The sequence below is a fragment of the Pedobacter roseus genome, assembly GCF_014395225.1.
Taxonomy (GTDB): Bacteria; Bacteroidota; Bacteroidia; order Sphingobacteriales; family Sphingobacteriaceae; genus Pedobacter; species Pedobacter roseus.
The window spans coordinates 885,338-903,700 of record NZ_CP060723.1; the positions used below are offsets into that span (position 1 = coordinate 885,338).

The 18,363-nt window shown below is 39.8% G+C and carries 17 protein-coding genes; 9 read left to right on the forward strand and 8 right to left on the reverse strand.

Translation table 11 applies throughout. From position 1 onward, the window contains the following. Positions 1 to 32: 32 nt before the first annotated feature. The 8 genes from H9L23_RS03960 to mdh all read right to left on the reverse strand — a co-directional run bounded on the left by H9L23_RS03960 (position 33) and on the right by mdh (position 6,895). Complete coding sequence (locus H9L23_RS03960) at positions 33 to 959, reverse strand: bestrophin family protein (RefSeq protein WP_187593757.1); 927 nt, start codon at positions 957 to 959, stop codon at positions 33 to 35. A gap of 27 nt (positions 960 to 986) precedes the next feature. Next, positions 987 to 1,484 (reverse strand): hypothetical protein, encoded by a 498-nt coding sequence (locus H9L23_RS03965; RefSeq protein WP_187593758.1) that lies wholly within the window; start codon positions 1,482 to 1,484, stop codon positions 987 to 989. A gap of 318 nt (positions 1,485 to 1,802) precedes the next feature. After that, complete coding sequence (locus H9L23_RS03970; RefSeq protein ID WP_187593759.1) at positions 1,803 to 3,155, reverse strand: sensor histidine kinase; 1,353 nt, start codon at positions 3,153 to 3,155, stop codon at positions 1,803 to 1,805. Then, the gene (locus H9L23_RS03975) at positions 3,156 to 3,833 is read right to left on the reverse strand and encodes a response regulator transcription factor (RefSeq protein WP_187593760.1); all 678 of its coding nucleotides are present in this window, start codon (positions 3,831 to 3,833) and stop codon (positions 3,156 to 3,158) included. Between the two features lie 488 nt (positions 3,834 to 4,321). Then, positions 4,322 to 4,855: an SRPBCC family protein gene (locus H9L23_RS03980; RefSeq protein WP_187593761.1), complete on the reverse strand. Its 534-nt coding sequence runs from the start codon at positions 4,853 to 4,855 to the stop codon at positions 4,322 to 4,324. 64 nt (positions 4,856 to 4,919) lie between these two features. Continuing rightward, positions 4,920 to 5,318 (reverse strand): group III truncated hemoglobin, encoded by a 399-nt coding sequence (locus tag H9L23_RS03985; protein WP_246474842.1) that lies wholly within the window; start codon positions 5,316 to 5,318, stop codon positions 4,920 to 4,922. Positions 5,319 to 5,321: 3 nt separating this feature from the next. Continuing rightward, on the reverse strand, positions 5,322 to 5,747 hold the full coding sequence (locus tag H9L23_RS03990; protein ID WP_187593762.1) for an aspartyl protease family protein: 426 nt from the start codon (positions 5,745 to 5,747) through the stop codon (positions 5,322 to 5,324). 209 nt (positions 5,748 to 5,956) lie between these two features. Then, a complete protein-coding gene (gene mdh, locus H9L23_RS03995) occupies positions 5,957 to 6,895 on the reverse strand; it encodes a malate dehydrogenase (RefSeq protein WP_187593763.1) in 939 nt (312 codons plus the stop codon). Between the two features lie 207 nt (positions 6,896 to 7,102). Here mdh and H9L23_RS04000 point away from each other — a divergent pair, with 207 nt between their 5' ends. The 9 genes from H9L23_RS04000 to H9L23_RS04040 all read left to right on the forward strand — a co-directional run bounded on the left by H9L23_RS04000 (position 7,103) and on the right by H9L23_RS04040 (position 18,358). Then, on the forward strand, positions 7,103 to 7,393 hold the full coding sequence (locus H9L23_RS04000; RefSeq protein ID WP_187593764.1) for an FEKKY domain-containing protein: 291 nt from the start codon (positions 7,103 to 7,105) through the stop codon (positions 7,391 to 7,393). A 191-nt stretch (positions 7,394 to 7,584) separates the two neighbouring features. Next, entirely contained in the window at positions 7,585 to 8,037 is a 453-nt protein-coding gene (locus H9L23_RS04005) for a lipocalin family protein (protein ID WP_187593765.1), read from the forward strand. Positions 8,038 to 8,144: 107 nt separating this feature from the next. Then, positions 8,145 to 8,831, forward strand: a complete 687-nt coding sequence (locus tag H9L23_RS04010) for a type 1 glutamine amidotransferase domain-containing protein (RefSeq protein ID WP_187593766.1) — start codon at positions 8,145 to 8,147, stop codon at positions 8,829 to 8,831. Between the two features lie 793 nt (positions 8,832 to 9,624). After that, positions 9,625 to 14,058 carry a DNA polymerase III subunit alpha gene (dnaE, locus tag H9L23_RS04015; protein ID WP_187593767.1) on the forward strand — a complete coding sequence of 1,478 codons (4,434 nt, stop codon included), beginning with the start codon at positions 9,625 to 9,627 and terminating at the stop codon, positions 14,056 to 14,058. Between the two features lie 154 nt (positions 14,059 to 14,212). Further along, on the forward strand, positions 14,213 to 14,533 hold the full coding sequence (gene trxA / locus H9L23_RS04020; protein ID WP_029275428.1) for a thioredoxin: 321 nt from the start codon (positions 14,213 to 14,215) through the stop codon (positions 14,531 to 14,533). A 127-nt stretch (positions 14,534 to 14,660) separates the two neighbouring features. Further along, complete coding sequence (locus tag H9L23_RS04025; RefSeq protein ID WP_187593768.1) at positions 14,661 to 15,878, forward strand: PQQ-dependent sugar dehydrogenase; 1,218 nt, start codon at positions 14,661 to 14,663, stop codon at positions 15,876 to 15,878. Between the two features lie 503 nt (positions 15,879 to 16,381). Continuing rightward, entirely contained in the window at positions 16,382 to 17,299 is a 918-nt protein-coding gene (locus H9L23_RS04030; RefSeq protein ID WP_187593769.1) for a DUF58 domain-containing protein, read from the forward strand. A 75-nt stretch (positions 17,300 to 17,374) separates the two neighbouring features. Beyond that, positions 17,375 to 17,836: a redoxin domain-containing protein gene (locus tag H9L23_RS04035; protein WP_187593770.1), complete on the forward strand. Its 462-nt coding sequence runs from the start codon at positions 17,375 to 17,377 to the stop codon at positions 17,834 to 17,836. 3 nt (positions 17,837 to 17,839) lie between these two features. Then, positions 17,840 to 18,358 carry a DsbA family protein gene (locus tag H9L23_RS04040; protein ID WP_187593771.1) on the forward strand — a complete coding sequence of 173 codons (519 nt, stop codon included), beginning with the start codon at positions 17,840 to 17,842 and terminating at the stop codon, positions 18,356 to 18,358. Positions 18,359 to 18,363 lie beyond the last annotated feature (5 nt).

The window sequence follows — 18,363 nt, forward strand, 5'->3', positions numbered from 1 at the left end:
AAATTAATGAGATTTATCTTGAAGAGGGGCTATTACAAAATGTAATAAGACCCAACCGGAGCCAGTTCTGTTTGTGGCTTGTCTTCATATATTTTATTGTCATTGAGCATTTGGCAAAGATCCCGTTCAATGGTTCTGCAGATGGTCGTGGTTGGCGTATCTGTAGGCTTGTTTTCGAACGGATCCTGAAGATGAACGGCCATTTTTTCAACCAGTAAAAAGAATGCCGCAATGGCTACCACCAGAGGTACTTCCATGTAGCCAAAATATTCGATCAGGCCAAAAGGTAACAATACAATAAACAAGTGGATAGACATGTTGATGTATTTGCTGTATGTAACCGGGAAAACGGTGTTTTTAATCCTTTCCGATCCACCCATGTGGTTACATAAACCTGTAATGGTTTTATCAATTTCTATCTGTTGGTATTTATTGATCCAACCTTCCTGTAACGCCTTTTTCAGATCCATTGCATGTAACTCTAAAATGGTGGCGGTTACATTTTTACGTTTTTTGATAAAAGCGATTTCATCCGGGTGAAGGTATTCTTCAAGGCCTTTTCGGGCATTAAAACCCCTAAGCGATTGACTCAAGGCATAACACCAGGCAATCTGTCGTTTGATAAAACGGGCTTTAAATTCCTCAATTTCATCCAATCCATAAGGGTTTTCAACGAACGACAATATCTGGCGGGAGAGGGTTCTCGAATCGTTAACTATGGCGCCCCAAAGAATCCTCGCCTCCCACCATCTATCGTATGCCTGATTAGAACGAAAGGCCAGTAAAAGGGAGATAATGGTTCCCAATAATGCTGGCACCGCCACAGGTATTGAAATGCGGGTAACATGAAAATTCTCATATAACACCACAATACCTACTGAATAACCTATCACAAATAGGAGTTCTTTTTTGATCTTTCCGAATATATAAGTGAGCGGAATATTATTTCGTAACAGCATGATATTAAATTTTTATAGGTGTAATAATTAAGCGTTTGCTTCCTGCAATTGCGCCTCCTGTATTTTTGTGTCGATCAGGTTTTCTTTGCTGTGTACTGTTAAGGTATTTAACAGGATCACTTCGCAACCTGCCCGTTCTGTTAAGAATTTAGGATCGATACTGTATTTGTTGATCGGTGTAAAGGAATAGGCTTTTAAGTAGGCTATGCCGGATACATCAAATGCTTCGATAAAATTTTTGAAAGCAGCTACTGTACTTCCGTAAAAATATTCAATGCATATATTATTGATCTGGCCAGGGTATTTTGCCTTAGCTTTATTTAACTCCTGGTAAAATTCGTCGCTAACATTTTCGTAATCGCGGCTGCGGCGACTAAGCATTAACATATCTGTAATAGAATCTGATAATTTAAATGCGTGTACAAAAATGATGTTTAAGGTTTCATTTGATTGGTGCTGAACAAGCGCATCGATGATTTTAATGCTTTCTAATTTAAAATCGGTTGGTATTAATACTGTTTTCATGGCTATATCTTGTTTAAATGAACTGAACTATTATTTATACAAGTTTAGCGCGATGTTATTACAGCGAAATAAGAGCGAGATTAGAATGAGATTAGAGTGTACTCCTTTTTAGAATAGTTGGGTAGTTCATTGGTTAATTAGCCATTAGTTCATTTGTGCGGAAGTTGAAAGCATAGTTTCGATTGCTTGATTGATGAATTGTTATATTGCTGGGATTGATCTACAGTTACAAGTTTAAATATTTAACCGATTAACACTTTGCACGATATTCCAATAACCAATAACAAATGACTATTGAACTAATGACTAATGACCCAATCAACCCATCGTTGGCAACAAAACTTTAATCTCTGTACCAACCCCTTCCTGCGATTTAATGGCTATACTACCGCGGTGCAGGCGGATGATATTTAAAGATAAAGGTAAACCAACACCGTAGCCCTTAAAATCGTTGGTGTTTGATGCCCGGTAAAAAGGCTCGAATATGTGCTGGATATCGGTTTGTGGGATCCCGATTCCGCGGTCGGTTACGGCGATAGAAAGCATGTTGGCATTACTTTCTATACTGATGCTTACCAGGTTTTCGTTTGAATATTTACAGGCATTGCTTACAATATTGGTAATGGCCAGTTTGATCAGATTTTTATTCACCCTTAACGAAAGCAATTCTTCATTGTCAGGAAGTTTGCTAAAATCGATCTCAATTTTGCTGTTGGGGTGCACCTGATTAACAGAATCTTTAATCTCCCACAACAGTTCATCCATCCGAACTTCTTCCCATGGTTGGTTTTTACCGTTAAAGCCCGATTGAGCCAATCCCAATAAGCTGGTTAAAATATGTTCGAGTCTTTCGGCCTCGTCTTTAATTTTTGATAAAGCCTTCTCTTGTTTCTGCTGATCATTGATGGTTTTCATCGCCAGTTCTACTTCACCACTAATAATGGTTAATGGTGTTCTCAGCTCGTGGGAAGCATTGCTGATGAAATTATTCTGTGTTTCGAAAGCCGTTTCTAATCGGTTAAGCATGTTGTTAAAGGTTTGGGCCAGTTGCGACATCTCATCGTTTCCGTTTTTAACATCCAATCGAAGGTGTAGATTCTCTGCTTTGATCCTTTTTACACTTTTAATGATGTTCCGGAGCGGCATTAACATATAGTTGGAGAATTTCCAGCCTACAACAAATGACAGGATAACAGAAAGGAAAAAACCGATAATGAGGATTCTTTGCAGGTCTTTTAACTCGCGGAAGCCAAAAGGATCATTGGCAGAAACCACAACAATATAGCCGGTATCGGAACTTTTAAAAAACTTTCCGGCATAGAAATGATTTTCTACCCTGTAACGGGCCATATATCCAGCCTTTATGCGGTTGTAAAAGCTGGCCGGCAATTCTGGGTCTACCTTGGTAGTGGCCTCGCCGGCAAGCACAATATATTCCTTTTCAGAGGGTAGGCGTTCAAGATATTGGTTACGCAATTTTGCATAAGCGCTATTGTTGCCATCTTCGTAGAGTTTAATCTGTGCTGCAATGTTAACCCTGGCCTCTAAACGTTTGTAAAAATCTTCAAAAGCAAACTCATTGGAGAAATACCAAACAAAACCACTTAACAATGAAATGATCACAGCCGATAAAATGGCAAAAAGTAAAGTGATTTTTTTGGCGATCTTCATCTATTTTTCCTTCAAGATATAACCTAAACCTACCGCAGTATGAATGAGTTTCTGATCTGCATTTTTATCTATTTTTTTGCGGAGGTAATTTACATACACATCAACCACATTAGTGCCCAGGTTAAAATCGATGTCCCAAACATTTTCAAGAATATCAATCCGCGATAAAATTTTTGACTTGTTTTTGGCCATGTATTCGAGCAGGCGGTATTCTGTTGCGGTTAGGATAATTTCCTGCTGGTTCCTTTTTACGGTTTTAGCACTTAAATTGATCTGAAGATCGGCTATGGTAATGATCTGATCCTGAGAAACCACGCCATGATAACGCCTTAACAACATTCTGATACGTGCAAAAAGTTCGGCGAATTTAAAAGGTTTAATCAAATAATCATCAGCGCCATTATCCAGTCCGTTAACTACATTTTCGGTTGTACCCAATGCCGTAAGCATGATAATGGGGGTATTGGGTTTCTGCTCTTTAATGATTTTGCAAAGTTCCAATCCATTTATTCCGGGTAGCATGATGTCGAGGATAATCAGGTCGAACTGATTTTCCATAGCCATCTGTTTTCCGATCAAGCCATCAGGAGCAATACTCACGGTAAAGCCCTCATCGCTCAGACCCCTCGAAATTACGGAAACCACACTCGGTTCATCTTCTACAAGTAATAAATTCATTTGTCAGCAAGTAATCTAAAAAATAGCGAATTACAAAATCTTAATTGATGGTTAGGCGACTTTTAATACTTTTTTAACCCAAAGCCGACATAATTGTTTGATTGACCATCAATTGAAGCAAAAAAAAGCCTCTCTTTGAGAGGCAGATTATGTTTTTAACCACAGAGGTAATAGAGGAAAGGCAAAGGGGACGTAAAGTTTATAGAGTGGATGTCATACCGACTGTGTTGCATCCGATAGCTATCGGGTCCGCTCGAAATGACGCCCGCATCGGAGATACATAATATTTTCTGCACTTAAACCACAGACTTCGGACAGCCGTCTTTCGGACTATAGATTTACCAGGGATCCGCTCAGCATGATAAATATTTCTTTAAAAATACGCCGTGTTTTTCGTAAATCCGTGGCTAAAAAATAAAAGGTATTTGGCTCATAAGTCTTTGACTCCGCTCAGATTGACAATCCTTTATAAACTGAGGCTAAAATTTCTAAACCCCTTTCTCCGATTTTTCCTTTAAAGACTTCAATCCATCTTCAAAATCTTTTCCGATCATTTTGTCCATAAATAAACAAAACCATTTATTTATTATTCCTTTACTTTCACCACTCATGGTCCATATTACTTTATTTCCATTAGTTTCTTTTTCAATATCGAAACGGGTATCTGCAACACTTTCCATAGGTTTGATGAATTTCAATTCCATATCAACCATTTTATTGATTTCAACCGTATTGATTTTCATTTGTCCGTTGCCACTTTTTTCTCCATTCCATTGGTATAGGTGGCCAGGTTGAGCAATATTTCCTGTAATGGTTACCTTAGCTTGTGGGTCCAATTTAGACCACGCATTCCATTTATAAAATTCATTATAATCGGCAATGTTTTTATAGATTACGCTATCTGGAGCATTAATCGTTATTGTCCGATTAACAGAGTAGCTTTTGGGCAACAAAAAACTACCTACAATAATGATTATTGCCAAAACGACAATGATGCCAACAAAGATTTTCAGGAATTTCATAATTGATTTAAGTTTGGTTACTTAAATTTATAAAGAAACCAGGGTAAATCAAAGTAAAATTTTCTTAAACGATTTTAATTTTCGGCTGCGGAGAATTGATTTTAAAATGCATCAAATCGGCAATTGACTGCGCTTTTTGTTTAATCATATCTGCATTTTCGCCTTCAAAAAGATCATCAACATTATTAAAGAAGATCGTTTTCCAGGTTTCAAATTCTGCGGTTTGTAGAGATGTTTTATCATTCAATGCAAAATGGACCAGCATCGGGTTGCCTTTGTATGTGGCTTTGCCAAAAAGGATGCTTTCCCAAAAATCGTACATCTTTGGCAGGTGGTGCGCCCAGTCTATTTTGGCAACCTCGGTAAATATCGGGCCGATGGTTTGGTTAAGCGCAACATTTTTGTAAAACGTATCCACTAAAAAGATAATGTCGGTCCTGTTAATGATGTCGTTTTTTATCATTAGTTACTTATAAAGCCTTAAAACCATTTTATCGTAATTGATCACAGCTTTATACTGCATTAAAATATCACCACCAATAATGCCCATAATGGGCGGATGACCAAACTGTTGGTAAGTATCGCTAACCGATTGAAGATCGAAAGCTACCGTTTCGTATGCCTTGATTTTTAAAGAGCCAATTTTTACTTCAGGTATAGTGGCCTGGATGGTGGTTGTGGTGGTAAAAAGGGTGGCCGCGTTAATCTCGTCTGATACCTGCAGTGTTTCGGAAAGGTGCTGCTCAATTAAAGATTTATCGAACACACTCCGCGATGCACCGGTATCCAGCACAACAAGATGTTTTTCTTTAAAAACAACAACCTCCAGCAAAAGGTGGAAGCCGTCGTCCTGTAAATTTATCAGTTTAAGCGGGATTGAAATTGATCTCATTATTTTTTGTGTGCTTTCATGCTTAGGTAAGAAGCTGCTTATAGATCATCATAAATAGATGAATGTAAAAGGACAATCGTCATTCCCACGCACGCGGGAATCTTAATGCAATAGGCTTTAAGATTCCCAATCGAGTTGGGAATGACGAATCGAGGAAGGCTATTCTTGTAATTTATTGTTTTCGCTAAAAGCTAATTTTCAGAATGATGTTAAACCAGTTTCATTTCTGCCAGTACGCTGTTCATGTTCCTCACTGCATCGGCGCTTTTGTTAAATGCTGCCTGCTCCTCATCGGTTAATTTAAAATCGATGATTTTTTCCCAGCCGCTGCGGCCAATAATTACAGGAACACCTAAACATATATCTTCCTGTCCGTACTCGCCTTCAAGCGAAACGCAGCAGGTAAATAGTTTTTTCTCATCACGTAATATGGCTTCAACCAATGCTGCTCCGGCTGCTCCTGGTGCGTACCAGGCAGATGTTCCGATCAATCCGGTTAAAGTTGCACCACCCACCATGGTATCTGCAGCAACTTTATCAAGGGTAGCTTTATCCAGTAAATTGCTTACCGGTAAACTTTGATAAGTAGCTAAACGGGTTAACGGAATCATGGTAGTATCGCCATGACCGCCAATTACAAAACCCTGTAAATCGTTCGGGTTGCAGTTTAAAGCTTGTGATAAATAAAATTTGAAACGTGAGCTATCTAAGGTTCCGCCCATACCGATAATGCGGTTTTTGGGTAAGCCCAGTGATTTTAAAGCGAGATAGGTCATGGTATCCATCGGGTTACTGATCACAATGAATATCGCCTCCGGAGAGAATTTTAAAATATTTTCGGCAACGCCTTTAACAATACCTGCATTAATACCGATCAGTTCTTCGCGGGTCATCCCCGGTTTACGCGGCAAACCCGAAGTAATAACCACTACATCCGAACCAGCGGTTTTGCTGTAATCGGCAGTTACCCCTGTAATTTTGGTATCGAAGCCCAAAAGGGTAGCCGTTTGCATCATGTCGATTGCTTTACCTTCGGCAAAACCTTCTTTAATATCCAATAAAACAAGTTCGTTCGCCAATTCTTTGCGGGCAATATTATCTGCACAAGTGGCACCAACTGCGCCTGCGCCAACAACCGTTACTTTCATATATTATATTTTTAATGGTTTGCGTTTCGTTAAATATCCATCGAAGGTAGAAATAAATATAAGGTTTAAAAATGCTTTTCAAAACTCAATTATATTTATGGAAATAAAAACATCCCGCATCTTGTATAAAATCCCGTTTATGAGAGTGCTTTTTTTAATATCGTTGATTTTTTATATACCTGGTTGTAAAACCCGAAAAAGAAAGAGGTGACAGATCATCATCACGAACTTATTATGCTTGTATATGGGCTGCCTGATTTCGAAAGACAAGAGGCCGAAATGGTTATCGCTAAGCAATATGGTTTTAAATTTAAAACGGTAGCCGGATGTATGGTTTCTGATACGTTTAGAGATAGTGTAGAGATTAATAACCGTAAAACCGAAGATATTTTGGTACAACGATATGGCAAGGAATGGAAATTCAGGTTTTATGCCGATGTAGATCGTCTTTATGGAAAACAACTGCGGTTTGTTTCAAAAACCAGGAAATTCGATTGACAGCGCATAATTGCAATTATGGTTCTGTCCTGTGCGCTTTGTATGCGTTAGCTGAAGGATAGCTCTTTTACTACGCCCGGTGTAATATATAACACTGTACAGCAAACAATTGATGGTGGCAGGCAAACCTTGGTTTATTATAATTAAAACTTTATTTCTGATCTGTTGGTTATTGATTAAAACCTATTGTAATGGAAAACAAGCCGATCTCGAATATCGATTATAAAGCCTTTGAGGGTAAATGGTATTCATTATATTCTATACCCACCTTAATGGATAAACATTGGAAGCAAACTACCGAGACTTATACTTTGGCGGACGATGATCACTTTGATGTGTACACTACCTACCATAAGGATGGAAAACCTGAAGAAAAATCGATTACCTCTAAACTGTTTTTTGATGATGAAAAAGCCGATGGTGATATGAAAGCTCAGTTTTTGTGGCCTTTTAAAATCGGTTACTGGATTATAGAGCTGGCGGATGATTATAGTTATGTGGTGGTTGGGCATCCTGATGAAAAATACCTCTTTATTATGGCCCGCGAACCTAAAATGGAAGCCGATTTACTGGTGCATATTATAGAAAGGTGCAGGCAGAAAGGATATGAAGTGAGTGATTTGGTGAGCCAGGAGCACTTTTAAACAGTTTTCAGTTGGCGGTTCTCAGTTGATGGTTCTTGTCATGCTGAACGCAGTGAAGAATATAATAGTTCTATTAGTTTAGTAAATAAAAATAAAAAAATATCATAATGAAAATATTAATGGTTTTAACATCCCATAGTGAGTTGGGAAATACTGGTGAAAAAACAGGTTTTTGGATTGAAGAATTTGCAGCGCCATATTATTTAATGGCAGATGCAGGAGTAGAGATCACATTAGCTTCTCCAAAAGGAGGGCAGCCACCTATCGATCCTAAAAGCGATGCGCCTGATGCACAGACTGAAGCAACTAAAAGATTTAAAGCTGATGAAAGTTTGCAGAAAATTCTTGCGAATACGGTTCAACTGAATACGGTGAACGAAGAGGATTACGATGCCGTTTTTTACCCAGGTGGTCATGGACCGTTATGGGATTTGGCAAATGATGAAAAATCTATTTCGCTTATTGAAGCATTTTATAATGCTGAAAAACCAGTGGCTTTCGTATGTCATGCGCCAGGTGTATTAATTAAAGTTAAAGATCAAAATGGCGATCCTTTAGTAAAAGGTAAAGCCGTAACCGGATTTTCGAATTCGGAAGAAGAAGCGGTTAAATTAACCGATGTAGTGCCTTTTTTATTGGAAGATGAGTTTAAAAAACTTGGTGGCCATTACAGTAAAGGTGCCGATTGGGGTTCTTATGTAAAAAAGGATGGTTTACTTATTACCGGACAAAACCCAGGCTCATCAGAAGAGGCCGCAAAAATTTTGTTAGAGACTTTAAAAGGATTGATTTAAACCTCGCAGGGTTAACTCGTTGTTTAATTAATTTTAAAGACCTCTTTGAGGGCTAAAGCCGTTTAAAAACCTGCGAGGTTTTTTCCCCTTCTCCACGGTCTGTGTCCTCACAGACCGAAATTTTTGATTATGATAGCCAATGGGTACACAGCCCATGGAAAAAAGACTTTTGTTTAATAAACCCGATAGCAGCGTAAAACCCGCAGGTGAGGAACGATCCAAGGTTTTGAAGCGGATAGCGGGACTTTCATAGCCTAAAGGCACCGAACCGTGCTTTTCTAAATAATATTGATCACCTGAGGAATAATTTGTTGTATAAAAATCAATATAAATAACGTATTCAGTTGATTATTTTCTGCCAACTGCACAGTCTTACCTCGGCTCGCCGCCGCCGAAGGGCTCTTTCTTTTTGGCATCAAAAAGAAACAAAAAATGCCGGCTGAAAATTTTTCTTTCAAAGCCATTAGGATGGCAGGTGCTGTGGAGCCCGAAAAATTTGTTAGGCCGGACTTAAGTAGAACGGAGATATGGTGCTTTGGCCTAGCTGGATGGAAATGCATAGTTCCTCATATTTCGCATTTATAAATAATGTTAATGGTATTGCATGAAAGCTTGGCAGCTAGTTAATCACTTAGTTTGAGCCTAAAGCCTTGCTTCAGTCTGCAATGACGGAATATATTTTCTTCTTTTCCACCATATTTTGTTGATAAAATGATGACAGCATCAGCCTTCAAATTCCTTATTTTTGAAGAACCGTTATTATTCTACAACGGTTAATTCTTTGCCGCACAATATGTACTTAATTTTTGATACTGAAACCACGGGTTTGCCCCGCAATTACAATGCACCCATTACCGATACGGATAACTGGCCGCGTTGTATCCAAATTGCCTGGCAATTGCACGATGAGATGGGGAGATTGGTTGAACATCAGGATTATCTGGTTAAACCAGAGGGATTTAATATTCCTTACGATGCTGAACGGATTCACGGTATTTCTACTGAACTGGCTGCCGAGCAGGGAATTGGTTTTGATGAAATGCTGGCTAAGTTTAACGAAGTTTTAAACAAAGCCAAATTTATTGTAGGCCAGAATGTTGGCTTCGATGTAAACATTATGGGTTGCGAGTTTCACCGTTTTGGTGTAGCCAACCGCCTGGCCGAAATGCCTGTTTTAGATACCTGTACCGAAGTTACCGCGCAGCTTTTACAATTGCCTGGAGGTAGGGGTGGTAAATTTAAACTGCCAACCTTAACTGAATTACATTCTTATTTGTTTGGTGCGCCGTTTAACGAAGCCCACAATGCTACTGCCGATGTGGAAGCAACTACACGTTGTTTCCTGGAGCTGGTTAAAAGAGAGGTTTTTAAAAAAGAAGAATTACTTGTTGATGTTGAATATTTCCCGCGTTTCAGGGAAGTAAATCCTGGTACTATTGAAGGGGTTGGTTTAAAACACATCAACTTAAAGGCCGCATCTGATGAGATCCGCAGGCGCCAGCAAAAAGCTGAAGGCAGCGGAATTTCTAAACAAGCCCTTGCCGGCAATAAACAAGAACTTGCGGCAGCCACTTTTGTGCATCTGCATAACCACACCCAGTTTTCGGTATTGCAAAGTACCATTAGTATCCCTGATCTGGTAAAAGCGGCAGCAGCGCAGAAAATGCCAGCGGTAGCCATGACCGATCATGCCAATATGATGGGGGCCTTCCACTTTGTTAACAATGTTTTAAACCATAACAAAGCTGCCGAAGCTAAAAACGCTGCTGCAATTGAAGCTGGCGAGCGCCCTACGGAGGTGGTAATGACACCCATTGTTGGAGTAGAGTTTTTTGTTTGTAATAACCATTTAGACCGTACGGTAAAAGATAATGGTTACCAGATGGTATTGCTGGCAAAAAATAAAAAAGGTTACCATAACCTGGCTAAAATGTCGTCTATAGCCTATACCAAAGGCTTTTACTACGTGCCGCGTATCGACAGGCAGGTAATTGAGCAGTATAAAGATGATATTATTGTGCTTTCCGGAAATCTTTCGGGAGAGATTTCGAATAAAATATTAAACCTGGGCGAAAATCAGGCAGAAGAGGCTTTACTTTGGTGGAAAGCCCAGTTTGGTGATGATTTTTATGTAGAGGTAATGCGCCATAACCAGGAAGATGAAAATCGTGTAAACGAAACTTTAATTGCCCTGGCCAATAAACATGCGGTTAAACTGATAGCAACCAATAACACCTATTACATTAATAAAAAAGATGCCAACGCGCATGATATTTTACTTTGTGTAAAAGACGGCGAAAAACAGGCTACGCCGATTGGCCGTGGTCGTGGTTACCGTTATGGCTTGCCAAACCAGGAATACTATTTCAAATCGGGCGATGAAATGAAGTCGCTTTTTGCCGACCTGCCCGAGGCGATCCTGAATATTCAGGAAATTCTTGATAAGATTGAAATTTACAAATTAGCCCGCGAGGTACTCTTACCGAAATTCGATATCCCTGAAGAATTTTTGGTTGCCGAAGATGAAGCCGATGGTGGAAAACGCGGAGAGAATAAATTTTTACGTCACCTTACTTACGAGGGTGCCAAAAAACGTTATGGTACGTTAACCCCTGAGGTTACCGAACGTTTGGATTTTGAATTACAAACGATTGAGAAAACAGGTTATCCGGGTTATTTCCTGATTGTACAGGATTTTATAGCCGAAGCCCGCCGGAGAGACGTTTCTGTAGGTCCGGGGCGTGGTTCTGCTGCCGGTTCGGTGGTTGCCTACTGCCTGTGGATTACGAATATCGATCCGATTAAGTACGATCTCCTTTTTGAGCGTTTCTTAAATCCCGATCGTGTATCCATGCCCGATATCGATATCGATTTTGATGATGAGGGGCGTGGACGCGTAATGGAATACGTAATCAATAAATACGGTTCCAGCCAGGTGGCGCAGATTATTACCTACGGAACCATGGCGGCAAAATCTTCGATCAGGGATACTGCCCGTGTATTGGATTTGCCACTTTTCGAGGCCGATAAAATTGCCAAGCTGATTCCGAATATGAAGCTGGCCAAAATCTTTACACTCGATGAAAAGAGCTTAAAAGATGCGCTGCGCCCGGATGAATATGAGCGCGTGGTAGAGTTGAAAAACCTCGGTGGCTTAAAAGATTTAAGTGCCGAAACCATACAACAGGCACAGATTTTAGAAGGATCGTTAAGGAACACGGGTATCCATGCCTGCGGGGTAATTATCACCCCAAGCGATATTACCAATTTCGTTCCTGTATCTGTGGCCAAAGATTCTGATTTATATGTTACCCAGTTTGATAACTCCGTTGTAGAAAGCGCCGGTTTATTAAAAATGGACTTCCTGGGGTTAAAAACCTTAACCCTGATTAAGGATACTGTAAAACTGGTAAAGAAACGACATGGCATCGATCTTAATCCGGATAATTTTCCGATTGATGATGTGATGACTTATGAGCTTTTCCAGCGTGGCGAAACCATCGGGATTTTCCAGTATGAGAGTCCGGGGATGCAGAAGTACATGAAGGAGCTTAAGCCTACAGTTTTCGACGATTTAATTGCCATGAACGCCTTGTACCGCCCGGGACCGATGGAGTATATCCCAAGTTTCGTGCGCCGTAAAAATGGTGAGGAAGAAATCAAATACGATTTAGATGCCTGTGAAGAATACCTGAAAGAAACTTATGGTATTACCGTTTACCAGGAGCAGGTAATGCTTTTATCGCAGAAACTGGCCGGATTTACCAAAGGTGAGGCCGACGTACTGCGTAAAGCGATGGGTAAGAAACAGAAAGAAGTTCTGGATAAAATGAAACCTAAATTTGTAAAGCAGGCCGCAGAAAAAGGCCACGATGCTACAACTTTAGAAAAAATATGGAAAGATTGGGAAGCATTTGCATCCTACGCATTCAACAAATCGCACTCTACCTGTTACGCCTGGATTGCTTATCAAACCGCATATTTAAAGGCGCATTACCCTGCCGAATATATGGCTGCGGTACTTTCCAATAACATGAGTGATATTAAACAGGTGGCTTTCTTTATGGAAGAATGCCGCCAGATGAGTGTTACCGTATTAGGTCCGGATGTAAACGAATCGGATCTTAAATTCTCTGTTAATGCCAAAGGCGAAGTCCGTTTTGGGATGTCGGCTGTAAAAGGTGTGGGCGAAAAAGCGGTAGAAAGTATTATCGAAGAACGTACAGGTAATGGTCATTACGCCAGTGTTTACGATTTTGCAAAACGATCTAACACCCGTATTGTAAACAAAAAAGCTTATGAGAGTTTCGTGTACAGCGGTGCTTTTGATGCCTTTGGCGGACATAGGGCTCAGTATTTTTACATCGGCCCTAACGATAAGATGAATGGCATTGAGAAAATTATTAAATACGCCAACGATTTCCAGAATAACGAAAGTACATCCCAGGCTTCCTTATTCGGTGGATCAAAAGCCGATCTGATTTTAGAGCCAAGTTTGCCTGTTTCGCCAGAGTGGGCTTTAATGGACAGGTTGAAGTATGAGAAAGATGCCATCGGGATTTTCCTTTCCGGTCACCCATTGGATAATTATAAACTCGAACTCGATAAATTCTGCACCCATGGGGTTAGGCAGCTCAGCATCATCAATAAGGTGCGCATGGGCGATAACAACGAAGAGGTACTGGCCGAATTCGAAAAACTCAAAAACCGTGAACTTTGCGTAGGTGGTTTGGTAGTAACCGCATCACAACGCATTACCAAAACCGGTAAACCTTTCGGAACTTTTGTTTTCGAAGATTATGAGGATGCCAGCGAAATGGCCTTGTTTGGTGAAGATTTCTTAAAATTCAAGTCGTTTTTAACCGAAGGATATTTCTTACAGATCAGGGGAAGGGTAGGCGAGCGTTTTGGAAAAGCCGGCGATTGGGAGTTTAAGATTACAGCCATCAACCTCATGTCCGAACTGCGTGATAAACTGGCGAAAAGTTTAACCATCCAGGTACCTATTGAGCGGGTTAACGACCAATTGATGAAAGAAATTGAAGCCATATTAGCAGACAATAAGGCAAACTCTGAACAACAGAACTGCCAACTTAACTTCGCCGTTTTTGATAGCGAAAAGCAGATTATGCTCGATTTACCTTCAAAAAATTTAAAAATAAACCCCAATAACAAGTTCTTAGAACAATTGATGGGAATGAATGTTGTAAATTATAAGCTAAACTAGCGTTTGGTGTTTGGCGCTTAGCGTTTTGGGTTTATCAAACGCTTATTGCTGTCCGCTTGGCGTTCACCGCTTTACCAAAATAATGTCAAATTGACATTACAGATGGGTTGGCATTACAATTGAATACATATATTTGAACATAAAAAAAATAATTATGGCATTAGAAATCACAGATGCAAACTTCGAGGAGCTTGTATTAAAATCAGATAAACCCGTATTAGTAGATTTTTGGGCAGAATGGTGTGGCCCTTGTCGCATGGTTGGTCCAGTTGTAGAAGAAATCGCTAAAGAATATGATGGTAAAGCGGTAGTTGGAAAAGTAAACGTTGATAACAACCCTCAAATTTCGATGCAGTTTGGTATCCGTAACATCCCTGCTTTATTATACTTTAAAGATGGACAAGTAGTTGACAAACAAGTTGGTGCTGTTCCAAAATCAGTATTAGCAGAAAAATTAAACAAGCAATTGGCTTAGTTTAAGCTTCAAGCAAAAATATCAAAGCCTAAAGGCTTGTAACATATTTAAAACCCAGGTTCAATTAAAGGATTTGGGTTTTTTATTGCAAACATAATTTTGTTTCTTTAATAAAAAACTAACAATCATGTCTATTAACTTATTTAGCAATAAAACTCTAGGGATTTTAGTGGCAGGCCTGGCCCTGAACTGTGCTAATATTGCCTGTGTATCGGCCCAAAACCCTGTTGAGACCAACGAACCTTCAGCTGATTATAAACCTGCCTTTGCTGGGCAAACCAGAATCGCAGGCATAAAAACCAAAACCCTTCTGAATATTACAGTTATCAACGAAAAGTTGGAAAACCCATGGGCAATTTCAGTACTTCCTAACGGAGGTTTCCTGATTACACAAAAACAGGGCACCATGGTGATCCTTACACCAGATGGAAAACTGAGTAAAAAAATTACTGGTTTACCAAAGGTTGATCCTTCTGGTCAGGGTGGTTTACTGGATGTAACTTTAGATCCTAACTTTGCCAAAAACAGGATGATTTACTGGGCTTATTCAGAACCTCAGGATAAAGGCATTTTATTGGCCATTGCAAAAGGTAAATTGGCTGCTAACGAAACTTCGATAGAAAACCAGACTATTATTTATAGGGCTACACCTGCTTATACGGGCAAACTTCAATATGGATCGCGCATTGTATTTGATAAAAACGGTAATTTATTTGTGAGTACAGGTGAGCGCTCTGGTAACGACATTAGGATACAGGCACAATATTTAAATTCTTCCCTTGGTAAAATTCTACACCTTACTACTGATGGAAACGCAGTTGCCAATGGCCCCTTTGCAGGTAAAACCGATGCCCGACCTGAAATTTATGCTTATGGATTACGTAACCCGGATGGTTTGGCCATTAACCCTTCAACAGGTGATTTGTGGGAAGCTGAATTTGGCCCTAAAGGTGGCGATGAAGTAAACATTATTAAACCAGGTAAAAATTATGGCTGGCCAATTATTACCTATGGGACAGAATACAGCGGTAAAAAAGTTGGCGATGGCATTCAACAAAAAGAAGGAATGGAACAGCCGGTTTATTACTGGAATCCAAGTATCTCGCCTGGTTGTATTGCTTTTTACAATAGCAACAGCATAGCCGAATGGAAAGGCAATTTATTTGTAGGCGGTTTGGGTGGTTCGCACATTATCCGTTTGGTTATTAAAGATGATAAAATTGTTGGCGAAGAGCGCTTGCTGGAAGGTAAAGGCGAACGTTTCCGTGATATGGCAGAAGGTAAAGACGGAGCGCTTTATTCGGTAACCGATAACGGACATTTGTATAGGATTGCGAAGAAATAATTAAATCCAAAAAGATAATCAGACCTCGCAGGTTTTCGAAACCTGCGAGGTCTTTTAAAATATTAATCCTGAATTCTTTAATGAGTTTGGGATTTTTTTGGAAATGAGTGGTTCTGTTTTTCATAGGGATTTTCAGTCCCGCTCTTTGCTAAATCCAGATGAAAAATCTGGATACCGCTTCCGATCGGGTTTATTTATAACGGGTAGTAGAATAATCGGGTTATCCAGACCTCGCAGGTTTTCGAAACCTGCGAGGTCTTTTTTATTATTCTAAAGCGGTAGGTTTTGCGTTAGGGATTGTAAGGGTTTGGTGCCGATTTTTCATCGGTACCGGAGCGCAGCGCAGCCCTGCAAAGCCCGCCCCTTGCGTAGCTTGGGGAACGCCCAAAACAATTAACCGTTTGGAATTTACAGTTTGCAATAGCTCTGCGCCCGAATTTGAAACTTCGGAAGTGTTGGCTAATTTTTCATTTTTTTAATAAATCTTTTATTAGCTTTACGATATGCAGGCTGCAAACTATGAGAACGAAACAAGCTATGGTAATTTAGAATTGCTTGCCCGGCAGGTAGTAGAAGGTTTTATTACGGGTTTGCATAAAAGTCCGTTTCATGGCTTTTCAGTAGAGTTTGCTGAGCACCGCCAATACAATAACGGCGATAACGTTAAAAATATCGACTGGAAATTATATGCCAAAACGGATAAGCTTTACAGCAAACGTTTCGAAGAAGAAACCAACCTGCGTTGCCAGTTTGTAATCGATGTTTCCTCGTCAATGTATTTCCCGGAGCCGAAAAATAATAAACTGATTTTCTCGATACAGGCTACCGCATCTTTAATGTACCTGTTAAAGAAACAACGTGATGCTTTTGGATTAAGCTTATTTACCGATGAGATATTATTAAATTCTCCTGCAAAATCGACTACGGTACATCAGAAATATTTATTTACCCAGTTGGAAGAACTGTTGCAGAAACCAAAAGTAAATGCACAAACGAATTTAAGCGAGGCGCTGCACCAGGTGGCAGAACTGATTCATAAACGCTCTTTGGTCATTATCTTCAGCGATCTCTTCAATACGCAGACCAGTGCTGATAAAACCGATCAGTTTTTTGATGCTTTACAGCACTTAAAATTTAACAAACACGAAGTGGTGGTTTTTAATGTGGCTGACCATTCGAAAGAGGTAGATTTTAATTTTGAAAACCGTCCGTACCAGTTTATCGATATGGAAACCGGCGATATGATAAAGGTGCATACCAACCAGGTAAAGGAAAATTATACTGCAGCTGTTTCCGGTTACCGCCAGCAAATTGCCTTAAAATGTGCCCAATATAAAATTGATCTGATTGATGCCGATATGAATGAAGGATTTTATCCTGTTCTACAGTCATATTTAATTAAAAGGCAAAAATTAGGCTAAGCTTTTGCTTCAAAGCAAAAACAACAGTAAGGGTAGACTGTTAATTAATAAACGATTTAATTTAAACTCGATAATATGTTAGAAAAAGGCGCTACAGCACCAGATTTCGAATTGAATGCTACTCCCGATCAAAAAATAAAACTTAAAGATTTTAAAGGTAAAAATGTTATCCTGGCTTTTTATCCGGCAGACTGGAGTCCGGTTTGCAGCGACCAGATGGCCCTTTATAACGAGATGCTCAAATATTTCAGCAAATACGATGCGCAGATTTTGGGGGTTTCGGTTGATAGCGTTTGGTGCCACCTCGCTTTCGAAGAAAACAGAAAACTGCATTTTCCGCTACTGGCTGATTTTGAACCAAAAGGAGCAGTTTCTAAAGCTTATGGTGTGTACGATGAAGAAGTTGGAGAGAGCAAAAGAGCACTTTTCGTAATTGATAAAGAAGGAAAAATTGCCTGGAGTTATTTATCACCTGTAGCCGTTAACCCTGGTGCCGATGGTATTTTGGATGCATTGGAAGAATTAAGTAAGAAATAAGCGATGAGCACATTAAAACCCGAAATAAACAGTCAGGATCATATTCAAGGTGATGATTCGGCAAGTATTACCATTGTGGAGTTTGGCGATTACCAGTGTCCATACTGTGGAGATGCTTATCCCATCATGAAAGAAATTGAAGAAACTTTTGGTCATCAGATCAGATTTGTTTTCCGTCATTTCCCTTTGGCCAATGCACACGAATATGCTTTTCCGGCAGCCATTGCCGCCGAAGCTGCTGCATTACAGGGTAAGTTTTGGGAAATGCATGATGCACTCTATGATAACCAGTACCGCTTAAATGCTGAACTATTTGATGAATTGGCCGAAACCATTGGCTTGGATTTAGAGCAGTTTCAGAAAGACAGTGCTTCAGAAGAGATCAAAACCATCATAGAAGATAATTTTGACAGTGGTATGCGCAGTGGTGTAAATGGAACCCCATCATTTTATGTAAACGGAACCAAATTTGACGGCGGAGCAGCCGATTTATACCAAATGCTAAAGGAAAGTACTGAATAGTTAAA